We start from the raw sequence: 21,455 nt of genomic DNA, 5'->3' as shown, positions 1-21,455 counted from the left end.
ATGCTGGATTCCGGGTCAAGCCCGGGAAGACACCGTAAAATCGAAACGAAATCGGCCCGGAATCCATCTTCGGTGGCGGCACCGCGCGATGATTTCCGGGCCTTTACTTCGCTCCGCAGCGAGGCAGAGCGAAGGGATGGCGGTATCGATCAGCGCTTGCGCTTGGCGCCGACGAGCTCGTCCCATTTGCGGAAGGCGACGACCATCTTGTCGGGCTTCAGCGGCAGCTCGATCGGGTTCTTGGCGATGAGGTCGGCATATTCCGGCCGGCCGAACTCCGCGATCACCTCCTGGCTGCGCTTCGGCGCCAGCGAGAGCGGCACGTCCTTCACCGCCGGGCCCGGATAGAGATAGCCCTCGTCATAGGAATAGGCCTGCATCTTCGGCGTCAGCACATGCGCCATGATGTCGAGCACGACGGCGAGGCGATCGTTCGGAATGCCCTTCGGCACGCACATGAAGAAGGCGTCCGAGACCCAGTGGAAGCCCTTCAGCGTCTGGATCTTGGCTTCCTTCGGCACGATGCCGAGCGCACGCGGATTGATGTCCCAGCCCGTGGTCGAGATGATGATGTCGCGCGAGCCGTCGCCGAACTCCTTCATCGTCGCGCCGGTGCCCGCCGGATAGTACTCGATGTGCTCGCCGATCTCCTGGAGATAGGCCCAGGTCTTGTCCCAGCCATTGACCGGGTCCTGCGGGTCCTTGTCGCCGAGGATATAGGGCAGGCCCATCATGAAGGTGCGGCCGGGCCCCGAATTGGTCGGACGCGCATACATGAACTTGTTGGGGTTGGCCTTGGCCCAGGCCAGGAGCTCCTCCGCCGTGGTCGGCACCTGCTTGACGCGCTCCGGCATGTATTCGAGCAGCGGCCCGGAGGGATAGTAGTTCACCACGGTGCCGAAGCCGGCGCCCTGCGCCTTGTGCAGGTTGAGCGCCGCCGGCTCGTAGTTCTGCTCGATATTGGGGAATTTCTCGGCGAAATCCGGGAAGATCTTGAGCCAGAGATTCTGCTCGAGGCCGGCCGCGAGGCCGTCCGAACCGGTGAGGACGAGATCGAGATCGGCGCGGCCGGCATCCTGCTGCGCCTTGATCTTGCTTGCCAGCTCCGGCGCCGGCGCCTTCACATAGGTGATGCGCGAGACGAGCTTGGGATTGGCGCTGCGGTAGTCGTCGAAGGCCTGCTGCATCAGGGCCAGCGCCCCGCCGACATCGATGATGTTGATGCCGACCGGCGCCGAAGGCAGCGCCGGCACGGCGGCAAGCGCGCCGCTCCCGCCAAGGGTCAGCGCGCCGAGCCCGCCCAGGACGGTGCGGCGGTCCACGCCTTTTGAAAATTCGCTCATGATGATCCCCTCTTGCTTGGTTGGTGTCGTCTTCAGGCAGCCGCCCCGGCGGCAAAGTCACGATGTTCGTCGCCGATGCGCACGCTGCGGATGCGCAGCTCCGGCGACCATTCGATGGCACTCTCCGGCAAGGCGATGCCGGCCCTGGCCAGGGCGTCGGCGATGCAGGCCAGCGCATGGGTCGAGGCCATGGCGACCGCCTCCTTCGGCGTCGCGATGCCCCAGGCCACGACGTTGCGCACGGCATCGTCGAGCTTGAGCGCCGAGCCGGCGAGCGAGCCGCCATTCACCTGATGCACCGAGCCATCGGCAGAGAGCTCGACCGGCATGCCGGCGAAACTATAGCGGCCGGGCACGGCGCCCGCCGCGACCACGGCGTCGGTGACCAGGATCGAACGCGCGAAGCCCTTGGCCCGGATCAGGCTCTTGAGAGCCTTCGGCGGAAGATGGATGCCGTCGGCGATGAAGCCGGCCATCAAGCGGTCTTCGGCGAGTTGCGCAAAGAGGGGGTTGGCCAACTTGGGCAGATCCTGCGGCAGGCCGTTGCCGAGATGGGTCGAGAGCGTCGCTCCCGCATCGGCCGCGGCGGCCACGGTCTCGAAATCGGCCGCGGAATGGCCGATGGCAACGACCTTGCCGCTACGCGCCAGCGCGCTGGCGAGCGCAACGCCGCCTCCGATCTCCGGCGCCAGCGTCACCATCAGGATCGGGCGCGACAAGCGCCCTTCGAGATGCGCGATGAGTGCGGGAGTGGCCGCCGTCATCGCGTCGGGCGGGTGACAACCGCAATAGCCGGGCGACGGATTCAGGAACGGGCCTTCGAGATGGTAGCCCGGGCACATCAGGGGCCCGAGCCGGCTTTCGCTCACCGCCGCATCGAGCACCCGGAAACGCTCTTCCAGCTCATGCGGATGCGCGGTGATGATCGTCGGCAGGCAGGTCGTCACGCCCGTGGCCAGCATCGCCTCGAGCGCCCGGTCGAGTTCCGCCGCCGTGACCGTGCCGGAGTTGAAATCGACTCCGGCGAAGCCGTTGACCTGGAGATCGACGAGCCCGGGCGTGCGCATCGCTCAGCCCTTCCGGCTCAGCAGTGAGGCTGCGGGCGGGTCGATGAACAGCACGGTGCGCTTGTGAGTCTGCAGGATCGAGGCGGGCGCCAGATTGCTGACCGGCCCTTCCAGCGCGGCCTTGGCGGCCTCGGCCTTGCGGGTGTCGGAGACTGACAGGACGATCAGCTCGCTCTTGAGGATCTGCCGAACGCTCATCGAGATCGCCTGCCGCGGCACCGCATCGAAGCTCGGGAACCAGCCTTCGCCGAATTGCTGCTGCCGGCAGGCCTCGTCCAGGTTGACGACGAGGTAGGGCTCCTCGGTGTCGAAATCGGCCGGCGGATCGTTGAAGGCGAGATGGCAGTTCTCGCCGATGCCGGCGAAGCAGACGGCGACGCGCTTGCCGGCGATCAGCTGGTTGAGCTGCTTCACCGCGGCCTGCGGATCGCCCTCGCCATCGACGGGGACGAAGCGCGGCGCATTGTTCAGCGGCGCCAGGAAGCGCTCGCGCAGATAGCGCCGGAAGCTCGCCGGATGCTCCTCGCTCAGGCCGACATATTCGTCGAGATGGAAGGCGGTGACCTTCGACCAGTCGATGCCCTCGGCCGCCACGAGATGCTGCAGCATCTCGAACTGGCTGGCCCCCGTCGCCACGATGATCGTGGCCTCGCCGTGACGGGCGAGCTCATCGCGGATCGCCTGGGCGCCGAGCGCCGCCGCCTGCCGGCCAAGCGCTTCCTTGTCGGAGGCAACATGCATCTCGATCATCGATTTTTGAACCTTTTTTGTCAGGAAATTTCCGATATTCTAGGACCGAGCTTATGAAGCTTCAGCCGAAAGGCAATGATTAATTTTGAACGCAACCGTTCCGAATAGAGCCCGCCCGTGTCGCTGCTGACCATCGACGAAAACCGCCTGGTGCTGGCCCATGACCGGGACTGCGCCCGCATCTACCGGCTGATCCTCAACGGCGAGGCGCATTCGCGCGCCGATATCGGCCGCCTGCTCGAGCTGCGCTCGACCAGCGTCTCGCGCGTCGTTGGCGATCTCGTCACCCGCCGTCTCGTCATCGAGACGGTCGGCGAGGCGAGCGGCCGTGGGCGCCCACCGGCGATCCTCGTCGCCCATACACGTCGCATCGGGGCCTCGGTGATCTATGTCTCGAGCCAATCGCTCTCCGGCGCGCTGGTCGACCTCAACGGCCATCTCGTCGCCGAGCGCCGCCGCGCCATCGCCAGCGACGCCGACAACGCCGCCATCGCCGCGGCTATGGCCGAGCTGGCGCAGAACCTGCTCGACGCGATGCCGGCGGGCATGAGCCACGCCGGCACGGCGGTTTCGCTCTCGGGGCTGATCGACCTGAAGCAGGGGCAGTGGCTGATGGCTTCGCGCTGGCCACGCATGCGCGGGCTCGACATCGCCTCCGTGCTCGCTCCGGTGGCCGGGCCCGTCACGATCTGCCGCAACCTCGACGCCGAGCTGCGGGCCCGCGCCGCCCGCGAACCCGAGCACTTCGCCGGTGGCACCGTCCTGCTGCATTGGGGCTGGGGCATCGGGCTCGCCTATGCCGTCGACGGCGAGCCATTCGCGCCGGCCGGCTCCTTCGGCGAGATCGGCCATTGGCGCCTCGCAGCCCTGCACGATCGACCCTGCGGCTGCGGCAACACCGCCTGCCTGGAGACCGGCGCGGCGCTGTGGTCGCTGCTGCCGGCGCTGCGCGAGCGCTGGCCCGAACTCGATCAGGACGAGATCCGGCTCGCCCGACAGCTCGCCGGCCTCGACCTGCTGGCCCTGCCCGAGATCGAGACGGCAGCGGGGCTGCTGGCCCGCGCCCTCGCCAATGCCTGCCGCCTGCTCTTCCCCGCACGCATAGCCGTCAGCGGCCCCTTCTCCGCCAATCCGCAGCTCTGGGCCCGGTTCAACACGCTGTTCCGGGCGGAAGGCACGATGGACGGTTTCGCCGTACCCGAGCTCGCCGGCGTTCCCGCCAGCCATCTCTACGAGATCCACGGCGCCGCCGCGCCGCTGATCAGCCGCGCAACCGAGGCGCTGCTGCTCGAACGCTGATCAGCCGCCATTCGCATGCCCCAGCCTTGTGTCGGCCATGCCAAGGAATGCGCTGGCGCGTCGATAAGTGGTGCACTAGTATCCCAGTCAAAGGCTCCGGATGCCGCTCAGGCATCGCCAGAAGAGAGCCGCAACCCAGGGAGGGATCATGAAACATCCGACACGCCGTACCGTCATGGCCGGAGCGGCCGGCCTCGCCGCATTGAAAGCCGGCGGAGCGCTGGCGCAAAGCGCCCCGGTCGCGCTCAACATCATCGACGTCGCCGGCAATCTGCAGCTGACGCAGGCGGCAATCGAAAAATTCGCCAAGGACAATCCGAAGCTGATCTCGCGCCTGAATTTCTCGCGCGCGCCCTCGCCGGAACTGCCGGCCAAGCTGAAGGCCCAGCAGCAGGCCAACCGCGTCGACATCGACCTCGTGCTCACCGGTCCGGGCGCCATGTCCGACGGCATCCAGCAGGGGCTCTGGGTCGATGTCTGGAAGTCCCACGCCAAGGACCTTCCGAAGCCCGAGGAGGTCTATCACGAGCAGGCGCTGATGATGCAGCGCAATTTCGGCCAGAACGAGGGCGTCGCCGTCGTCTACTCGCCCTCCGGCCCGCTCTTCGAATATGCGCCCGAACGACTCAAGGCCGTGCCCAAGACCGCCGAGGAGCTGCTCGCCTATGTGAAGCAGAACCCGAAGCGCTTCACCTATGCGCGGCCGGTCAATTCCGGCCCGGGCTGGACCTGGCTCATGGGCCTGCCCTACATCCTCGGCGATTCCGACCCCGCCGACCCGATGAAGGGCTGGGACAAGAGCTGGGCCTATCTCAAGGAGCTCGGCACCGGCATCGACTACTATCCGGGCGGCACCGCCGCGACGATGAAGGAGCTCGGGGAAGGCACACGCGACGTCATCGTCTCGACGCTGGGCTGGGACATCAACCCCCGCGTGCTCGGCATTGTGCCCAAGGAAGCCAAGGTCTTCGTCCTCGACAAGACACACTGGATTCCGGACACCCAGTTCATGTGCATCCCCAAGGGCGTGCCGGCGGACAAGATGCCGGCCCTGGTCGCGCTGATGGCGCATATGCTCAAGCCCGAGGCGCAGGCGGTGACCTACGACAAGGGCTATTTCTACCCCGGCCCCGCCGTGAAGGGCGTGACGCTCGCCATGGCGCCCCAGGAGAGCCGCGACATCCTCGCCGAGTATGGCCGGCCGGAATACGACAAGCTGATCACCAGCCTGCCGACCCGCCCGCCGCTGACGCCCGAGCGCCTCGTCGCCGCCTTCCGGCGCTGGGACCAGGAGATCGGCGTCGGCCACGGAGCTCCCCAGTAGCCATGCGCTTCGCCGCCATCGGCCTCGACCACCGCCATATCTACCATATGGTCGGCGGTCTCCTCGAAGCCGGCGCGACCTGCGTCGGCTTCGATCCAGCCACCACCGACGAGCGCGTCCTCGCCGGCTTCCGCGAGCGTTTTCCCGATCTGCCGGAGAGCACGGCCGAACGGCTGATCGACGACCTGTCAGTCGAGCTCATCGTCTGCGCCGCCGTACCGGCCGAGCGCGCGGCCATCGCCGTCCGCGCCATGAGCGCCGGCAAGGACGTGATGGTCGACAAGCCCGGCGTCACCAGCTTCGACCAGCTCGCAGCCGTCGAAAAGGCGGTGGCCGAGACGGGGCGGATCTTCTCGATCTGCTTCTCCGAGCGCTTCATCGTCCCCGCGACGGTCATAGCCGGCAAATTGATTGCCGATGGCGCGATCGGCCGGGTCGTCCAGACGCTCGGCATGGGTCCACATCGCTTCAACCGTGCGATCCGGCCGGACTGGTTCTTCGACAAGCGCCATTATGGCGGCATCCTCACCGATATCGCCTCGCACCAGATCGATCAGTTCCTGCATTTCACGGGCTCCGACGATGCGGAGATCGTCGCCTCGGGCGTGGGGCATTTCGGCGGGCCGGACTTCGCCGATTTCGAGGATTTCGGCGAAATCCTGCTGCGCAGCGACAAGGCCGGCGGCTATATCCGCGTCGACTGGTTCACGGCCGACGGGTTGCCGACCTGGGGCGATGGCCGCCTCACCATCCTCGGCACCGAGGGCACGATCGAGCTGCGCAAATATGTCGACATCGCCGGCCGGCCCGGCACCGACCATGTCTTCCTGGTCGACAAGGCCGGCACCCGCCATATCGATGCCTCGCGCGAGCCGCTGACCTATTTTCGCGACCTGATCGCCGATATCGGCGCTCGCGGCGAGACCGCGATGAGCCAGCGCCACGCCTTCACCGTCTGCCGCCTGGCGCTGGAGGCGCAGGCTAAGGCCGCCTGGCTGCCGGCCCGGCCATAGGGGACCGGAACGATGTCATCGCGGGCGACCGAAGGGAGACCCGGGATGACGACCGTGGGACGAGTTGAAGAAGAAGGGGATCGCCCGTCATGACACGCAAGCTCGGCATCGCCGTGATCGGGCTCGGCCCCGCCTCCCAGCCGCATTCGAAGAGCCTGCTCGACCTGGCCGATCGCGCGGATGTGCGCTGGGCCGTGAGTCGCACACCCGACCGCGCCAAGACCTATGCCGCGCAATTCCCCTTTCCGACGACCACCGATCTCGACGCCGTCCTGACCGATCCGTCGGTGGATGCCTGCATCGTGCTGACCCCACCGTCGAGCCATCTCGACGTTTCGGCGCTCTGCCTCGAAGCCGGCAAGCACGTCCTCGTCGAAAAACCGCTCGAGCTGACCAGCGCGCGCGGCCAGCGCCTCGTCGACACCGCCCGCCGGACGCACAGGACTTTCGGTGTCGTTCTGCAGCATCGCTTCCGCCCGGCGAGCCTTCGCCTCAGGGCCGCGCTGCAATCGGGAGAACTCGGCACGGTCGAGGCCGCCTTCCTCTCCGTGCCCTGGTGGCGACCGCAGGGCTATTACGACGAGCCCGGCCGCGGCACGCTTGCCCGCGACGGTGGCGGCGTGCTGCTGACCCAGGCGATCCATTCGCTCGACCTGTTCCGCTCGCTCGTCGGCGTCTCCCGGGTCGTCGCGGCCCAGGCCCGCACCACCGCCCTCCACCGCATGGAGACCGAGGATTATGTCTCCGCCCTGCTGGAGACCGGCAACGGCGCGCCGGCCACGCTGGTGACGACCACCGCCGCCTATCCCGGCTACCCCGAACGCATCGAGATCACCGGCACCAAGGGTTTTGCCGCCCTGATCGGCGGGCGGCTCAGGCTCGCCTTCCTCGACGGAAGCGAGGAGATCGTCAAGGCCGAGGGCTCGACCGGCAGCGGCGCCGCCATCATGGACTTCCCGCATGACGCCCATCGCGCCGTCATCGCCGATTTCCTCGACGCAATCGAACAAGGTCGCGACCCGGTCGTGACCGGCGAGGAGGCGCTGGCCTCGCAAAGGCTCGTCGACGAGATTCTCTCGGCCGCGCGCAAGGGCGCGTGAGGATGTCGCGCGCTTGACTCCGGCGCCGATTCTCATGCGGATGCCCTGAACCGTCGTCGTTCCGGGCTCGACACGGAATCCGTCATGAGGCGCAACGCCCTGCGATGGTTTCCGGATCGCCGCCGCGGAGCTCGTCCTTGGGCCGCCCGAGGACGGACCCGAAGGCGGTTTGTCCGGAATGACGGGTGCGTTTCCTTATCCATGCAGCAGATGAACATCGTCCTTGCCTGCGATCTCGGCGGCAGCAGCTTCCGCGCCGCCCTGATCGACCGCAGCGGCGCGGTCCTGACCGAGAGCGCCGCTGCCGGCCCCGCTCTCGACGACCATCTCGGGCATTCGCAGGTCGCTGCCGAGGGCTGGTGGGAGCTCCTTCTCAGGACCGCCGGCGATCTGGCGCAGGCGAGACCCGATCTCTTCGCCCGCATCGAGGGCATCGCGATCTGCGGCGTGACGCGGACGCAGATCTTCCTCGGCCATGACGGGCGCGAGCTGCGCCCGGCCCTGACCTGGAAGGATGCGCGCTCGGAGGCGATCGCGACGCGGCTTCGGGCGGCGCTGGGTGATCATCCCGAAGCCGGGCGCATCAACGCCTTCCACCCGCTCGCGCGCCTCGCCTGGCTTGCGGAAAGCGAGCCGGAGAATGCCCGGGCGCTCGCCCGCGTGCTCGAACCGAAGGACTATCTGAATTTCCGCCTGACTGGCCGGCAGGCGAGCGACCCGGTCTCGATGGCACGCCTCATCGCCTGTGCGGAAAGCGGCGACGGCGCCTCGCCGCTCGCCGCGATCGGCCTCTCCCAGGCCGTGATCCCGACGATCCTCGAGCCCTGCGATGCTGTCGAGGCCGTCCGGGCCGGCCTGCCCGCCCCCTTCGACCGGCTCGCCGGCGTGCCGGTCTTCTGCGGCTGCAACGACACCTGGGCCGCCGTCGCCGGCCTCGGCGCGCTGCGGGCGGGCTATGCCTACAACATCTCCGGAACCACCGAGGTCCTGGGCGTGCTCGGCCCGCACCAGGCGGAAGCCGAAGGGCTGATCACCGTCGACTGGCGCGGGCTCTGGCATCTCGGCGGGCCGAGCCAGAACGGCGCCGACACCGCGGCCTGGCTGGCGGGCCTGCTCGGCGGCTCGGAACCGGTCGGCCAGCGCATCGACCGGCTCCTCGCCGGCCGCCGCCACCCGCAGCCGCTGATCTTCCTGCCCTATCTGCAAGGCGAGCGCGTGCCCTATTGGGACCCGAACCTGCGCGGCGCCTTCATCGGGCTCGGCCGGCAACATGGCGCGACCGATCTCGCCTATGCGGTTCTGGAAGGCGTCGCCTGCCTCAATCGTCTCGTGCTGGAGCGGGCGGAGACAGCGCTTGGCACCCGCGTCGACGAAATCCGCTTCGGCGGCGGTGCTGCCGCCAATCCGGTCTGGGCGCAGATCAAGGCCGATCTCTGCGGCCGCCCCATCGTGGTTGGCCGCGCCCGGGAACCCGGCCTGCTCGGCGCCGCGATCATCGCCTGGACCGGGCTCGGCCGCTTCGCCTCGCTCGAAGCGGCGCAGGAAGCGCTGGTCGGCATCGCCCGGCGCTACGAGCCCGATCCCGCCCGGCGCCCGGCCTATGACGCGCTCTATGCTCTCTACCGCCGCAGCGAGCAGGCGCTAGCACCGATCTCCACCGATCTCACCGCGCTGGCGCAGACCGCGGCTGCGCTGCCCGGCCTCGCCAACCCGGCGCCGGCGCCTTAAGGAACGCGCGCCATGCCGACGACCGCGCCACTACCCCAGCCATGACCAGCCCGACCGCGACCACTCCCGTCACGCTTCTGACCGGCGCCTCGGGCGGCATCGTCGGCGCGCTCGCCGTGATCCTCGCCCGCGCCGGCCATCGGCTCGTGCTCTCCGGCCTCGACGAGTCCGGCCTCACCACCGTGGCGGCGGATGTCGCCGCGGCAGGCGGCCAGGCGGTGACGCTCGCCGGCGATCTGCGCGAGCGCGACCTTCCCGGCGCCCTCGTCGACCTCGCCGTCTCCAGCTTCGGTCGGCTCGATCATCTCGTCACTGGTGCCGGCGCCTCGCGACCGGTGCCGATGGTCGAGATGGAGGACGACGAATGGGACCGGCTCGTCGACCTCAATCTCTCCGCTGTCTTCCGCATCGCGAAAATGGCCGCGCGCCGGATGATCGCCCAGGGCGAGGGCGGCGCCATCGTCCATATCTCCTCGATCGCCCATGCCAATGGCGGCGCCAACCTCGCCTATGGCTCGGCCAAGGGCGGCGTTGCGACGCTGACCTATGGCATGGCCCAGCAGCTCGGCCCGCACGGCATCCGCGTCAACGCGGTTGCGCCCGGCATCATCGATACGCCAATGGTGCGCAACGGATTCGCGCAGCAATTCGATGCGCTGGTCGAGGGAGCGGCCTTGCGCACGCCGCTAGGGAGGCTGGGACGGCCCGAGGATGTCGCCAACGTGATCGCCTTCCTGCTCTCTCCGGGCGCGGCCTTCGTCACCGGCGCGCTGATCCCGATCACCGGCGGCATCGAGATCCTCTCGCCGATCTCCACCATCGCCAAGGGAGCCTGATTTGGGCCGCATCGACCCGCGCGATCTGATCGGGCGCTACGGCACGGCGCTGGCCGGCCTGGCGCTGATCCTGTTCTTCCTGATCTTCGCCCCGAACTTCGCCAGCACGACCAACATCATCAACGTGCTGAAGGATACGAGCTTCCTCGCCATCCTGGCGCTCGGCTTCGCGCTGGCCTTCACCGTGGCCGAGCTCGACCTCTCCGTCGCCGAGATGGCGAGCCTCGCCGCCGTGGTCTGCGGCTGGCTGGTGCATGCGCAATATCCGCCGGCCGTCGCGGTCTCGGCCGCGCTCGCCGTCGGCGTCGTGCTCGGCTCGCTCAACGGCTACGGCGTCACGGTGCTGCGTATCCCCTCGCTGATCATGACGCTCGGCACGGCGGCCATCGCCAAAGGCCTCGCCTTCATGATCACCCAGGGCGTCGCCTTCGTCGGGCGCTGGCCCGTCGGCTTCACCGGGCTCGCCCGCGGCTACACCTTCGGCATCCCCAATCTCGTGCTCTGGATGGCCGGCGCCACGCTCTTCGCCTGGGGCCTCGTCAGATGGACGAAGACCGGCGCGCATATGGTCGCCACCGGCGAGGCGGACGAGGCGGCGCGGCTCGCCGGCATCGCCACGGCGCGGATGAAGCGCATCGGCCTGCTGCTCGCCGGCATCTTCGCCAGCATCATGGCGGTGCTGCTCGCCGCCAACCTGTCCTCGGCCGCGCCGAACATGGCGGGCGACTACCTGCTCTACGCCATCGCCGCCGTGCTGCTCGGCATGACCATGTTCGATCCTGGCAAGCCCAACATCCCGGGCACGGTCTTCGCGGCACTCGTGCTCAAGGTGCTCGGCAACGGCTTGGTGCTGCTCGGCGCGCCCTATTACGTTCAGGACATCGTGCTCGGCGCGATCATCATCGGCTCGGTCGCCTTCTCGGCCAGCGCGATGAAGAAGGCGGCGTTCAAGGTCTAAATTTGGAGTTGAAGACCTCAGCCCTCATCCTGAGGAGCAGCCGCAGGCTGCGTCTCGAAGGATGTTCCAGGAGGCTCCGGAGACATCTGGAGCATCCTTCGAGACGCGCTCTCCAAGCGCTCCTCAGGATGAGGGCTGAGGATGGAATGCCACGGAACGACAGAGGGGAGAGGGTTTCATGCTCGGGTTCAGGAAGATGCTGGTGGCGGCTGCCGCGCTCGTCGCACTCGGCCAATCAGCGCAGGCATTCGAGGTCGGCATCATCGGCTTCCAGTTCACCTCGGAGACGCATGCGCGCGTCGCCAACGCTGCAGCCGCGGCGGCCAAGGCCAAGGGCTGGAACGTCACGCTGCTGAACTCGGAAGGCGCGCTGCCCAAGCATGCCGAGCAGTTCGACGCGCTGATCGCCAAGAAGGTCGACGCCATCATCGTCGCCATGGGCAAGCCGGTCGAGGCCGACGCCCAGTTCAAGGCTGCCAAGGACGCGAAGATCCCGGTGATCACCGTGCAGTCGGGCGCAAGCCCGCATGCGCTCTTCGACATCCAGACCAACGAGTACAAGGTCGGTGCCGATGCGGCGCTCTACCTGCTCGGTCAGCTCGGCTACCAGGGCAACATCATCTCGGCCCGCTTCGACCTCAACGTCGCCTCGCGCATCCGCGGCAAGATCCTCGACGCCGTGCTCTCCGAGAACCAGGCGGTGAAGGAACTCGGCAAGTTTTCGATGGCCCGCACCCAGAGCTGGCGCGACGATGTCCGCGCCGGGATGCAAGCGCTGCTGCTGCAGAACCAGGGCAAGATCAACGGCATCTGGGCCTCGTTCGACGGGCAGGCCTACATCATCGACGACCTGCTGCAGGCTCAAGGCGTCAAGAAGGGCCAGATCCCGCTGATCTCGGTCGATGGCGGCAAGGAAAGCTACGAGCGCATCGCCGATCCGAGCTCGACCTTCATGGCGACCGTCGCGATCCCCTTCGAGGAGATGGGCAAGCAGGCGGTCGACGCGATCCAGGCGATCGTCGTCGACAAGAAGCCGAAGGAGAGCATCGCGTCGGGCCCCTATCTCTTCACCGACGCCGTGCTGGTCGACAAGAACAACGTCCAGCAGTTCCTGAAGAAGTGACGGCGCTCGTGCTTTCCGCGTCATGGTCGGGCTTGTTCCGACCATCCACGTCTTCTTTTCGTGCAGTGCGGTGTTCACGACGTGGATGCTCGCCACAAGGGCGAGCATGACGCCGTCGCCAACCATTCGGACTCATGACAAGCATTGAAGCCATGACCGCCCCCACCCCCCTCCTCTCGCTCCGCGGCATCGGCAAGGCCTACGGCCCGGTCGTCGCCGTGCGCGACGTCGACCTCGACATCTTCCCGGGCGAGGTCGTGGCGCTCTGCGGCGACAACGGCGCCGGCAAGTCGAGCCTGATCAAGGTGATCTCCGGCGCCGAGGAGGCGACGAGCGGCACGATCAGCCTGCGCGGCAAGCCCGTGACCTTCTCCTCGCCGCATGACGCGCTGGAAAACGGCGTCGCCACCATCTACCAGGACCTCGCGCTCGCCCCGCGCCTCTCCGTCGCCCAGAACGTCTTCATGGGCTCGGAGCTGACCCGGCCGGTGCTGCTGCCCTTCCTGCGCATCCTCGACAAGAAGAAGATGATCGCGGAATCGCAGCGCTATCTCGCGCAGCTCTCCGCCGCCGTCACCGACATGACCCGGCCGGTCGAGCGGCTCTCCGGCGGCCAGCGCCAGGCGGTCGCGATCTCCCGGGCGCTGCGCTGGAACGCCGAGATCATCATCATGGACGAGCCGACGGCGGCGCTCGGCGTCAAGGAGAGCGCGCTCGTCCTCGACCTGATCCGCAAGCTCAAGGCCGATGGGCGCACCGTCATCCTGATCAGCCACAACATGCGCGACGTCGTCGCGCTGGCCGATCGCGTCGTGATCATGGGCGCCGGCCGCAAATATGTCGACCGCCCCCTCGGCGACCTCAGCGCCGACGACATCGCCCATATGATCATGGCCGGCAACGCCAAGGCGGCCTGATCCGATGCGCGAACCGATCGTCATCGACACCGACCCGGGCCAGGACGACGCCGTCGCGCTGCTGCTCGCCTTCGCCAGCGCCGACCGCCTCGACCTCAGGGCCATCACCACGGTCGCGGGCAATGTCCCGGTCGCGCAGACCACGGCGAACGCACTGCGCATCCGCGATCTCGCCCGCCGCGGCGACGTTCCCGTCCATTCCGGCGCCGAGGGACCACTCGTCGTCGCGCTCGAGACCGCCGAATTCGTCTGCGGCCCCGACGGGCTTGCCGGCGCAGGGCTTCCCGCCCCCACGAGCGAGGCGGCGCCCGGCCATGCCGTGCAGGGGATCATCGAGATCTGCCGCGCTGCACCAGACGCGAGCATCACGCTCTGCCCGCTGGGACCGCTGACCAATCTGGCGCTGGCCTTCCGGCTCGCGCCCGACATCCTGCCGAAGGTCAGGCGCATCGTGCTGATGGGCGGCGCCATCGGGCTCGGCAACATCACCCCCGCCGCCGAGTTCAACGCCTATGTCGATCCGCATGCGTTGGCAGTGGTCTTCGGCTGCGGCCGGCCCATCGTGATGTTCGGCCTCGGCGTCACGCTGCAGGCCATCGCCAGCCACGAGCAGATCGCCCGCATCGGCGCCCTCGGCAACGCCGCCGGCAAGGCCGTCCACGGCATGCTCACCCGCCCGCGGCCCGGCGGGCTCGGCAGCGACGGCCATCCGATGCACGACCCCTGCGTCGTCGCCTGGTTGCTTTGGCCCGAGCTGTTCGAGGGACGCGACTGCTTCGTCGCGGTCGAGACCGGCGAGGGGCCGCTGCGCGGGCGCACCACCATCGACTGGAACGGCCGCCTCCGGCGCGAGTCCAACGCCCATGTCGTCGCGGCCGTGAAGGCCCGGGAGCTGTTCGAGCGGATGATCGAACGCCTCGCCACCCTGCCCTGAAGGATCGCACCATGCCGCATTTCGTCGAAGCGCTGCAGCAGCAGGCGGCGGAAGCCGTCGCGCAGATGCAGGAAGCCGCATTGCGCGCCCGCCACGCCCATGCCCGCGCCGAGCTGATGCGCCACATGCTGACCACCGCCGGCAAGGTGAAGGACAGGCCGAAGGCGGAAGCCGTCGAGATCGTCGTGCGCGAATGGATGGATGCCTGGAATCTTGGCCGCGCCGACTGGCCTCATATCGCCCGCGAGATGGAAGCCTTCACCGAGGCCTTCCACGACTATGCCAACGCACCGAGCGATCTGCACGACGAACGGCTCCGTGCGGCTTGCGCGGCGCTCGACGCCGTCCTGGAGCAGGAGGGCACCTCGATCTCCGACCAGATGGCCTATCGCTCGCAATGCGCCCATGGCTGGTGGGAGCTGGTGAAGCCGGTCCCAGCCGACCTGCCCGGCCGCAAGCCGCGGCCCTCGGTCCCGGCGCCTGAATCCGGCAAAGCATTCTGGGAAGCCGGCTGCGCCGACTTCTGCCTTTAGATGGCAGCTCCCGCCGTCATGCTCGCCCTTGTGGCGAGCATCCACGTCTTGAACACAAGCTTCGACCAGCGAAGACGTGGATGGCCGGGACAAGCCCGACCATGACGCGAAGGACGTTTCAGGGCAGCTGCTGGTTCTCGAAGAAGCCGTCGAGCGGGATCTGCGTCGTCTTTTCGAAATCGTCCATCGCATCGAGCAGGCGCCGGCGGTAGTTCAGCAGGGCGAGCAGGAGTTGCGCCGCGTCGCGCGACAGCCCGTAGCGCGCCCAGCTCTCCGAGGTGCGCCGCTCTAGCCCGATCTGGTCGCCGAAGGCCTCGACCGTCTCGAAGCCGAGGCCGCGCACCACATCCAGCAATTCCTCCGCCGACATGCGCGGCTTCACGACATGCGAATGCACGCGCTCCAGCATGAGGCGGATATCGGACGGGCGGAACTGCAGCGAGTTGCGCGCGAACTGCTCGAAATTGCTGGCCATGACCGTGTTTCCCGAACTCCCTGAAGCATCGGACCGAGAGGTGGAAGCCAGTTTGGCCGAAACCGATGCTTTGACAACATGATGAATCGCCGCCCCCGCCCGGGAAGCGGCGTGACGGCCTATCCTTGCGCCCGCCGCTCGTCCTGCTGCGCCTTGGCGCCACCGGCCAGAAGCGCCTCCGCCGCACCTTCGTCCGTGATCAGGACCTTGGCGGCGCTCGCCCGCAGCGCGGCGCGGATGGCGTGCTCCTTGTTGGCGCCGCCCGCGGCGATCGCGACCAGCCCGATCTCCTTCAGATCCGCCGGGCTCACCGCCATGATTCTGCGGTTGACGGGATGGTCGACCAACTCGCCATCGGCGTCGATGAAATGGCAGACGAGGTCGCCGACAGCCCCGGCCTTCCGCAGCGAGGCGAGGTCCGATTGCGGCAACAGCCCCTCGCGGAACAGCGTCGAGTCCGGCAGCAGATCGCCGACGCTGACCAGCGCGACATCGGCCGCCCGCGCCCTGTCGCGCAGCTCGCGCAGCGTCGGCTCGCGCCAGAGCGCGTCGCGCAGCTCCGCATTCGAGACGAAGACCGGCGCCGTGAGCTGGAAGCAGTCGGCTCCGAACATGTCGGCGACCCGGCGCGCCACCGCGGAGGGGTTGATGCTGCGCGAATGGGTGAGCCCGCCGAGCAGCGAGACCACCGACATCGCCTCGATCTGCCGCGGCTGGATGCCGCGCAGCGCCTGGTGCAGCGTCTGGCCCCAGCCCACGGCTAGCGACATGTTGTCGGCGAGCTTGTCGGACAGCCATGAGCCAGCCGCATAGCCGACGAGGGCCGAGATGCTCGCCGGATCGCGCGCCGCCGGCACGACCACGGCCTCGCTCAGGCCATAGGCAGTGACGAGGCCGCGCTCGAGCCCGGCCTGCCTGGCCGAACGCGCATCGATCCTGATCTTGACCAGCCCCTCGCTGCGCGCCGCCGCCAGCATGCGGATCACCTTGATCCGGCTGAGCCCCAGCGCCTCCGCGATCTGCTCCTGCGTCAGGCCCTCGACGTAATAGAGCCAGGCGACCCGGACCTTCGCATCCGCCACCGGCACCTCGCCCGAGATCTGTCCCGCTCCGAACGCGTCTTCCACCGCCGCTCCTGCGCCTGCTCCGGCTCTTCCGCGCCAGCATCACAGCATCGCGGCGCCCAAGGCAACCTGTTTGAACATCTGTGCGCTTGACAGCACGAAAGCTATGTTCTTTTGTTCCAATCAAAGAACATATGTCCTGGGGAGAGATTTCGACGATGGCCGCGATCCTGACGCAGCCGCCTCACGGCGCGCCCGCCGCCGGCCTGTCCCTGGCCGAAGCCCTCGAACTTCGGGAAAAGGCCGGCAAGCCCGTGCGCGTCGGCCTGATAGGCGCCGGCCAGATGGGCACCGACATCGTCGTCCAGATTTCCCAGATGACCGGCATCGAGATCGCGGCCGTCGCCGACATCGCGCCGGAGCGCGTTTCGGAAGCCGCCGCGCTCGCGGGCCGTAAGGGCGAGGTCGATTCGGTTTCGGACGAGGTCGGGCTCGAGGCCGCCCGCCGCAAGGGCCGCATCGCCGCGACCACCTCGCTCGACCTCATCTGCCGTTCGCCCGAGGTCGACGTCATCATCGACGCCACCGGCAATCCCGAGGCCGGATCGCGCGTGGCGCTGACGGCAATAGCCGCGCGCAAGCACATCGTGATGATGAATGTCGAAGCCGACATCACCATCGGCTCCTATCTCGCGGTCGAGGCCGCCAAGGCCGGCGTCGTCTACACCCTCGGGGCGGGTGACGAGCCCGCCGCCGCGATGGAGCTGATCAACTTCATCCGGGCGATGGGCTATCCGGTCGTCGCCGCCGGCAAGGGCAAGAACAATCCGTTCCGCATCGACGCGGTCCCGGCCGACTATGTCGAGGAAGCCACGCGCCGGAACATGAACCCGCGCATGCTTGTCGAGTTCGTCGACGGCTCGAAGACCATGGTCGAGATGGTCGCCATCGCCAATGCCTGCGGCTTCGTGCCGGATATCCCGGGCATGCACGGCCCGGCCGCGCCGAAGGACGAGTTGCAGAATTATTTCTGCCCGAAGGAAGAGGGCGGCCTGCTTTCGCGCAAGGGCGTCGTCGATTTCTCGGTGGCCAAGGGCGTCGCGCCCGGCGTCTTCGCGGTCGCCGAGATGCGCCATCCCCGCGTCCGCGAGCGGATGAGCGACCTGCATCTCGGCCCCGGCCCCTACTACTCCTTCTTCCGGCCCTATCACCTGACGAGCCTGGAAGTGCCGCTTTCGGCCGCCGCCGCCGTCATCTTCAACCAGAGCCATATGCGCCCGCTGCCGGTGCCGACCTCCGAAGTCGGCTGCGTCGCCAAACGGGATCTCGCCGTCGGCGAGACGCTCGATGCCATCGGCGAATACGGCTATCGCGGCTTCGCGCTGTCCCGGGCCGATGCGCAGGCACGCAAGGCCCTGCCGATCGGCCTCGCCCAGGGCGCGACCATGACGCGGCCGGTCCGCAAGGGCGAGCTGATCACGCTCGCCGACGCGTCTCCCGACGAGCGCCTGAAGATCGTCGAGGTCCGCCGCGCCCAGGACGCCATGACCGCCGCGCTGACCTCCGGAGCCACCGCATGAGCGCACGCAAGGCAGAAGAGGCCACCAGGCCGAACCAGCGGCCCGAGCTCGCCGCGCTCGACGACGAGACGGTGGCTCGGGCGCTGACCCGGATGCACCTGATCCGCAAGTTCGAGGAGGCGGCCGAGGCGAGCTATATGCGCGGCCTGATCCACGGCACGATGCATCTCTCGATCGGGCAGGAGGCGAGTGCCGTCGGCACGACGCTGCCACTCGAAGCGCACGACTACATCCTCTCGACCCATCGCGGCCATGGCCACTGCATCGCCCGCGGCGCCGAGCCGAAGCTGATGTTCGCCGAGTTCTTCGGCAAGGAGACCGGCTACTGCAAGGGCCGCGGCGGCTCGATGCATATCGCCGATGTCGAGGGCGGCAATCTCGGCGCCAACGGCATCGTCGGCGGCGGCCTGCCGATCGCTGTCGGCGTCGGCATGAGCATCAAGGCGCAGAAGAACGGCCGGGTCTGCATGGTCTTCTTCGGCGACGGCGCCTCGAACGAGGGCGCCTTCCACGAGGCGCTGAACATGGCCTCGATCTGGAAGCTGCCGGTCGTCTTCGTCTGCGAGAACAACAAATACGGCATGTCGATGGATATCGGCCGGGCCATGGCGGTGGCGAACGTCGCCGACCGCGCGAGCGCCTACGGCATGCCCGGCCACAGCCTCGACGGCAACGACCTCGCCGGCGTCTCGGCGGTGGCGAAAGAGGCGGTCGCGCGGGCCCGCTCCGGCGGCGGTCCCTCGCTGATCGAGTGCAAGACCTATCGCTGGCGTGGCCATTCCAAGAGCGACCGCAACCTCTACCGCTCCAAGGAGGAGATCGAGGAATGGCGGGCGCAGGACCCGATCCGGCGGCTGGAGGACGAGCTCAAGGCGCATGACCGCTTCGACGCCGCCGCGCTGATGAAGCTGGAAGAGGACGCCCAGCGCGAGATCGACTCCGCCGTCGAATTCGCCCGCGCCTGCCCGGACCCCGATCCGAAAGACCTGACCCGTGACGTCTATGCCCTCTGACACGCTCGAAGCCGTGAGCGAGATCCGCGAGCTCTCCTATGCCGAAGCGGTGCGCGAGGCGCTCGGCCAGGCGATGGAGGCCGACGAGCGCGTCTTTCTCTTCGGCGAGGATGTCGGCGTCTATGGCGGCGCCTTCGGCGTCTCCGGCGACCTCGTCCACCGTTTCGGCACGGAGCGCGTGATAGACACCCCGATCAGCGAGCTCGGCATCGCCGGCGCCGCGGTCGGCGCCGCGATCACCGGCATGCGGCCGGTGCTGGAGATCCAATTCTCCGATTTCGTCACGCTCGCCATGGAGCAGCTCGTCAACCAGGCGGCAAAAATCCGCTTCATGTTCGGCGGCAAGGCGAGCGTTCCGATGGTGGTCCGCCTGCCCGGCGGCTCGGGCACGGGTGCAGCCGCCCAGCACAGCCAGAGCCTGGAAGCCTGGTTCGCCCATGTGCCGGGCCTCAAGGTGCTGCAGCCGAGCACCCCGCATGACGCCAAGGGCATGCTGCTCGCCGCGATCGACGATCCCAACCCCGTGCTGATCTTCGAGCACAAGCTGCTCTACAAGACCAAGGGCCATGTCCCGGCGGAAGCCTATCGCGTGCCGATCGGCCAGGCCGCGATCCGCCGCGAAGGCACGGATGTCACCATCGTCGGTTCCTCGATCATGGCCCGCAAGGCGGAAGCCGCGGCCGAGCGCCTCGCCGCGGACGGCATCTCGGCGGAGGTGATCGACCTGCGCTCGATCCGCCCGATCGACTTCACCACGATCGCCGAGAGCGTACGCAAGACGCATCGTCTTCTCGTGGTTTACGAGGGCGTGAAGACCATGGGCATCGGCGCCGAGATCTCGGCAATGATCGCCGAGAGCGAGGTCTTCGACTTCCTCGACGCGCCGATCATCCGGCTCGGCGGCGCGGATTCGCCGATCCCCTACAACCCGGTTCTGGAGAAGGCGGCCGTTCCGCAGGAGGACGACATCGTCACCGCCGCCGCCAATCTCGTCCGCCGCGGGGAAGCCTGATGCCGGTCGAGGTCATCCTCCCCAAGGTCGACATGGACATGGAGACGGGCACGATCGAAGCCTGGCATGTCAAGGAAGGCGATCTGGTCCGCCAGGGCGACACCATCTTCGAGATCGGCACCAACAAGGCCGTGATGGAGGTCGAGGCCCCCGCCACCGGCGCGATCCGGAACATCACGGCTGAGACCGGCGTGCCGATCTCCGTCGGGACCCCCGTTGCGTGGATCTACCTCGACGGTGAGGCCGCCACCACACCGTCCGAGCCGGCAGCCGCTGCGGCTACCGTGGCGGCTGCCACACCCCTTCCGCAGGCGCCGATCGCTCACGCGGCTGCAATGTCGCTCGCGACATCAGGCTTGCGCGCAACGCCGCTCGCCCGACGCATCGCCCGCCAGAACGCACTCGACCTCAAGAGCGTGACCGGCACGGGCCCGCGTGGGCGCATCGGCGAGAAGGACGTCACCGCGGCCCTCATCCTGAGGAGCGATCCGCAGGATCGCGTCTCGAAGGATGTTCCAGGTGGCTCCGGAGCCTCAGCGAGCATCCTTCGAGACGCCGCTGGCGCGGCTCCTCAGGATGAGGGCTCGGGAAAGAAAAGCTGCCGGCAATCCGAAGGACGCCTGCAGCCCTTCTCCGCCATCCGCCGCATCGTCGCGAGCCGGCTTTCCGAGAGCATGCGCACCGCCCCGCATTTCTATCTCACCTCCGAGATCGAGATGACCGCCGCCCGCGACCTGCTCGGCCGCCTGGCCAAGCGTCACGAACGCATCGGCGCGCCCAAGCCCAGCCTCACCGTGCTGATCGCCCGCGTCGCCGCCCGCATCCTGCGCGATCACCCCGTCATCAATGCCTCCGCCGAAGGCGAGGCGACCCGCTTCCACGCGCGCATCGATATCGGCATCGCCATGGAGCGCGACGGCGACCTCGTCGTGCCCGTGCTGCGCGATGCCGGCGCCATGGACATGCCCGCCATGGCCCGCGAGTTCGCCAGGCTGCGCGACGGCATGGCCAAGCGCACACTGACCCCGGTCGAGCTCGGCGGCGGCACCTTCACCATCTCCAATCTCGGCATGTACGGCGTCGACAGCTTCACCGCGATCATCAACCCGCCGCAGGGCGCGATCCTCGCGGTCGGCCGCACCATCGACAAGCCGGTCGGGCGCGACGGCCAGATCGTGCTGCGGCCGATGGCGAACTTCACGCTGTCCTCGGACCATCGCATCGTCGACGGCGTTGCCGCCGCCCGGTTCATGGCCGATCTGCGCGAGGCGCTGGAGAACCCCGAGGTTTTGTTGTGATCCAACAGAATTCCCGGCGGCAAGCCTGGAATTGCCGGCTATAGACCAACAGAAGGCGAGATCGACCGGCGCGACTGGCGTAAAGGTC

The 21,455-nt window shown here is 68.1% G+C and carries 20 protein-coding genes; 15 read left to right on the top strand and 5 right to left on the bottom strand.

Going from position 1 to position 21,455, the window contains the following annotated elements:
- Nucleotides 1-149: 149 nt before the first annotated feature.
- The 3 genes from B5Y19_RS04030 to B5Y19_RS04020 are packed head-to-tail and all read right to left on the bottom strand — an operon-like array spanning nt 150 to nt 3,151.
- On the bottom strand, nt 150-1,343 hold the full coding sequence (locus tag B5Y19_RS04030) for an extracellular solute-binding protein (RefSeq protein WP_055729060.1): 1,194 nt from the start codon (nt 1,341-1,343) through the stop codon (nt 150-152).
- 32 nt (nt 1,344-1,375) lie between these two features.
- Nucleotides 1,376-2,410, bottom strand: a complete 1,035-nt coding sequence (locus B5Y19_RS04025; protein WP_055729061.1) for an N-acetylglucosamine-6-phosphate deacetylase — start codon at nt 2,408-2,410, stop codon at nt 1,376-1,378.
- Between the two features lie 3 nt (nt 2,411-2,413).
- Nucleotides 2,414-3,151, bottom strand: a complete 738-nt coding sequence (locus B5Y19_RS04020) for a glucosamine-6-phosphate deaminase (protein ID WP_244555472.1) — start codon at nt 3,149-3,151, stop codon at nt 2,414-2,416.
- A gap of 126 nt (nt 3,152-3,277) precedes the next feature.
- Between B5Y19_RS04020 and B5Y19_RS04015 the strand changes: the two genes are divergently transcribed.
- The 11 genes from B5Y19_RS04015 (at nt 3,278) to B5Y19_RS03965 (ending at nt 14,925) form a co-directional block, all read left to right on the top strand.
- Nucleotides 3,278-4,459, top strand: a complete 1,182-nt coding sequence (locus B5Y19_RS04015; RefSeq protein ID WP_055729063.1) for an ROK family protein — start codon at nt 3,278-3,280, stop codon at nt 4,457-4,459.
- 148 nt (nt 4,460-4,607) lie between these two features.
- Entirely contained in the window at nt 4,608-5,783 is a 1,176-nt protein-coding gene (locus B5Y19_RS04010; protein ID WP_055729064.1) for an extracellular solute-binding protein, read from the top strand.
- A 2-nt stretch (nt 5,784-5,785) separates the two neighbouring features.
- Entirely contained in the window at nt 5,786-6,796 is a 1,011-nt protein-coding gene (locus B5Y19_RS04005) for a Gfo/Idh/MocA family protein (protein ID WP_055729065.1), read from the top strand.
- Between the two features lie 89 nt (nt 6,797-6,885).
- Nucleotides 6,886-7,896 (top strand): Gfo/Idh/MocA family protein, encoded by a 1,011-nt coding sequence (locus B5Y19_RS04000; protein WP_055729066.1) that lies wholly within the window; start codon nt 6,886-6,888, stop codon nt 7,894-7,896.
- 210 nt (nt 7,897-8,106) lie between these two features.
- Nucleotides 8,107-9,624, top strand: a complete 1,518-nt coding sequence (locus tag B5Y19_RS03995) for a xylulokinase (protein ID WP_079591226.1) — start codon at nt 8,107-8,109, stop codon at nt 9,622-9,624.
- Nucleotides 9,625-9,665: 41 nt separating this feature from the next.
- Entirely contained in the window at nt 9,666-10,460 is a 795-nt protein-coding gene (locus tag B5Y19_RS03990; protein ID WP_055729067.1) for an SDR family NAD(P)-dependent oxidoreductase, read from the top strand.
- A gap of 1 nt (nt 10,461) precedes the next feature.
- Complete coding sequence (locus tag B5Y19_RS03985) at nt 10,462-11,418, top strand: ABC transporter permease (protein ID WP_244555471.1); 957 nt, start codon at nt 10,462-10,464, stop codon at nt 11,416-11,418.
- A 178-nt stretch (nt 11,419-11,596) separates the two neighbouring features.
- Nucleotides 11,597-12,541: a sugar ABC transporter substrate-binding protein gene (locus B5Y19_RS03980; protein WP_055729068.1), complete on the top strand. Its 945-nt coding sequence runs from the start codon at nt 11,597-11,599 to the stop codon at nt 12,539-12,541.
- 152 nt (nt 12,542-12,693) lie between these two features.
- Nucleotides 12,694-13,458 (top strand): ATP-binding cassette domain-containing protein, encoded by a 765-nt coding sequence (locus B5Y19_RS03975; RefSeq protein WP_079591138.1) that lies wholly within the window; start codon nt 12,694-12,696, stop codon nt 13,456-13,458.
- Nucleotides 13,459-13,462: 4 nt separating this feature from the next.
- Nucleotides 13,463-14,392 carry a nucleoside hydrolase gene (locus tag B5Y19_RS03970; protein ID WP_055729070.1) on the top strand — a complete coding sequence of 310 codons (930 nt, stop codon included), beginning with the start codon at nt 13,463-13,465 and terminating at the stop codon, nt 14,390-14,392.
- A gap of 11 nt (nt 14,393-14,403) precedes the next feature.
- The gene (locus tag B5Y19_RS03965; protein ID WP_055729071.1) at nt 14,404-14,925 is read left to right on the top strand and encodes a hypothetical protein; all 522 of its coding nucleotides are present in this window, start codon (nt 14,404-14,406) and stop codon (nt 14,923-14,925) included.
- A 118-nt stretch (nt 14,926-15,043) separates the two neighbouring features.
- Here B5Y19_RS03965 and B5Y19_RS03960 read toward each other — a convergent pair whose 3' ends face one another.
- Nucleotides 15,044-15,400 (bottom strand): hypothetical protein, encoded by a 357-nt coding sequence (locus B5Y19_RS03960; protein ID WP_055729072.1) that lies wholly within the window; start codon nt 15,398-15,400, stop codon nt 15,044-15,046.
- Between the two features lie 119 nt (nt 15,401-15,519).
- On the bottom strand, nt 15,520-16,527 hold the full coding sequence (locus B5Y19_RS03955) for a sugar-binding transcriptional regulator (RefSeq protein WP_079591137.1): 1,008 nt from the start codon (nt 16,525-16,527) through the stop codon (nt 15,520-15,522).
- 155 nt (nt 16,528-16,682) lie between these two features.
- On the opposite strand from B5Y19_RS03955, the gene B5Y19_RS03950 reads away from it, so the two are divergent.
- Genes B5Y19_RS03950 through B5Y19_RS03935 form a run of 4 tightly spaced genes read left to right on the top strand, consistent with a single transcriptional unit; the run spans nt 16,683 to nt 21,367 of the window.
- Nucleotides 16,683-18,044 carry an NAD(P)H-dependent oxidoreductase gene (locus B5Y19_RS03950; protein WP_055729129.1) on the top strand — a complete coding sequence of 454 codons (1,362 nt, stop codon included), beginning with the start codon at nt 16,683-16,685 and terminating at the stop codon, nt 18,042-18,044.
- Nucleotides 18,041-19,057 carry a thiamine pyrophosphate-dependent dehydrogenase E1 component subunit alpha gene (locus B5Y19_RS03945; RefSeq protein WP_055729074.1) on the top strand — a complete coding sequence of 339 codons (1,017 nt, stop codon included), beginning with the start codon at nt 18,041-18,043 and terminating at the stop codon, nt 19,055-19,057. The genes B5Y19_RS03950 and B5Y19_RS03945 overlap by 4 nt, the downstream gene beginning before the upstream one ends.
- Complete coding sequence (locus tag B5Y19_RS03940) at nt 19,047-20,069, top strand: alpha-ketoacid dehydrogenase subunit beta (RefSeq protein ID WP_055729075.1); 1,023 nt, start codon at nt 19,047-19,049, stop codon at nt 20,067-20,069. Before B5Y19_RS03945 ends, B5Y19_RS03940 begins: the two co-directional genes overlap by 11 nt.
- Nucleotides 20,069-21,367 carry a dihydrolipoamide acetyltransferase family protein gene (locus tag B5Y19_RS03935; RefSeq protein ID WP_079591136.1) on the top strand — a complete coding sequence of 433 codons (1,299 nt, stop codon included), beginning with the start codon at nt 20,069-20,071 and terminating at the stop codon, nt 21,365-21,367. Before B5Y19_RS03940 ends, B5Y19_RS03935 begins: the two co-directional genes overlap by 1 nt.
- The last annotated feature ends 88 nt before the right edge of the window (nt 21,368-21,455 follow it).

Source organism: Allobosea thiooxidans, from assembly GCF_900168195.1.
In the GTDB taxonomy this organism is placed as follows: domain Bacteria; phylum Pseudomonadota; class Alphaproteobacteria; order Rhizobiales; family Beijerinckiaceae; genus Allobosea; species Allobosea thiooxidans.
This window is presented reverse-complemented; position numbering and strand designations above follow the sequence as displayed.

What these genes read in the sequence shown, in the direction of transcription:
- B5Y19_RS03960 (WP_055729072.1), bottom strand. Translation starts at nt 15,400, where the DNA reads ATGGCCAGCAATTTCGAGCAGTTCGCGCGCAACTCGCTGCAGTTCCGC.
- B5Y19_RS03940 (WP_055729075.1), top strand. Translation starts at nt 19,047, where the DNA reads ATGCCCTCTGACACGCTCGAAGCCGTGAGCGAGATCCGCGAGCTCTCC.
- B5Y19_RS04005 (WP_055729065.1), top strand. Translation starts at nt 5,786, where the DNA reads ATGCGCTTCGCCGCCATCGGCCTCGACCACCGCCATATCTACCATATG.
- B5Y19_RS03935 (WP_079591136.1), top strand. Translation starts at nt 20,069, where the DNA reads ATGCCGGTCGAGGTCATCCTCCCCAAGGTCGACATGGACATGGAGACG.
- B5Y19_RS04020 (WP_244555472.1), bottom strand. Translation starts at nt 3,151, where the DNA reads ATGCATGTTGCCTCCGACAAGGAAGCGCTTGGCCGGCAGGCGGCGGCG.
- B5Y19_RS04030 (WP_055729060.1), bottom strand. Translation starts at nt 1,343, where the DNA reads ATGAGCGAATTTTCAAAAGGCGTGGACCGCCGCACCGTCCTGGGCGGG.
- B5Y19_RS03975 (WP_079591138.1), top strand. Translation starts at nt 12,694, where the DNA reads ATGACCGCCCCCACCCCCCTCCTCTCGCTCCGCGGCATCGGCAAGGCC.
- B5Y19_RS04010 (WP_055729064.1), top strand. Translation starts at nt 4,608, where the DNA reads ATGAAACATCCGACACGCCGTACCGTCATGGCCGGAGCGGCCGGCCTC.
- B5Y19_RS04025 (WP_055729061.1), bottom strand. Translation starts at nt 2,410, where the DNA reads ATGCGCACGCCCGGGCTCGTCGATCTCCAGGTCAACGGCTTCGCCGGA.
- B5Y19_RS03990 (WP_055729067.1), top strand. Translation starts at nt 9,666, where the DNA reads ATGACCAGCCCGACCGCGACCACTCCCGTCACGCTTCTGACCGGCGCC.
- B5Y19_RS04000 (WP_055729066.1), top strand. Translation starts at nt 6,886, where the DNA reads ATGACACGCAAGCTCGGCATCGCCGTGATCGGGCTCGGCCCCGCCTCC.
- B5Y19_RS03970 (WP_055729070.1), top strand. Translation starts at nt 13,463, where the DNA reads ATGCGCGAACCGATCGTCATCGACACCGACCCGGGCCAGGACGACGCC.
- B5Y19_RS03995 (WP_079591226.1), top strand. Translation starts at nt 8,107, where the DNA reads ATGAACATCGTCCTTGCCTGCGATCTCGGCGGCAGCAGCTTCCGCGCC.
- B5Y19_RS03950 (WP_055729129.1), top strand. Translation starts at nt 16,683, where the DNA reads ATGGCCGCGATCCTGACGCAGCCGCCTCACGGCGCGCCCGCCGCCGGC.
- B5Y19_RS03980 (WP_055729068.1), top strand. Translation starts at nt 11,597, where the DNA reads ATGCTCGGGTTCAGGAAGATGCTGGTGGCGGCTGCCGCGCTCGTCGCA.
- B5Y19_RS03965 (WP_055729071.1), top strand. Translation starts at nt 14,404, where the DNA reads ATGCCGCATTTCGTCGAAGCGCTGCAGCAGCAGGCGGCGGAAGCCGTC.
- B5Y19_RS03945 (WP_055729074.1), top strand. Translation starts at nt 18,041, where the DNA reads ATGAGCGCACGCAAGGCAGAAGAGGCCACCAGGCCGAACCAGCGGCCC.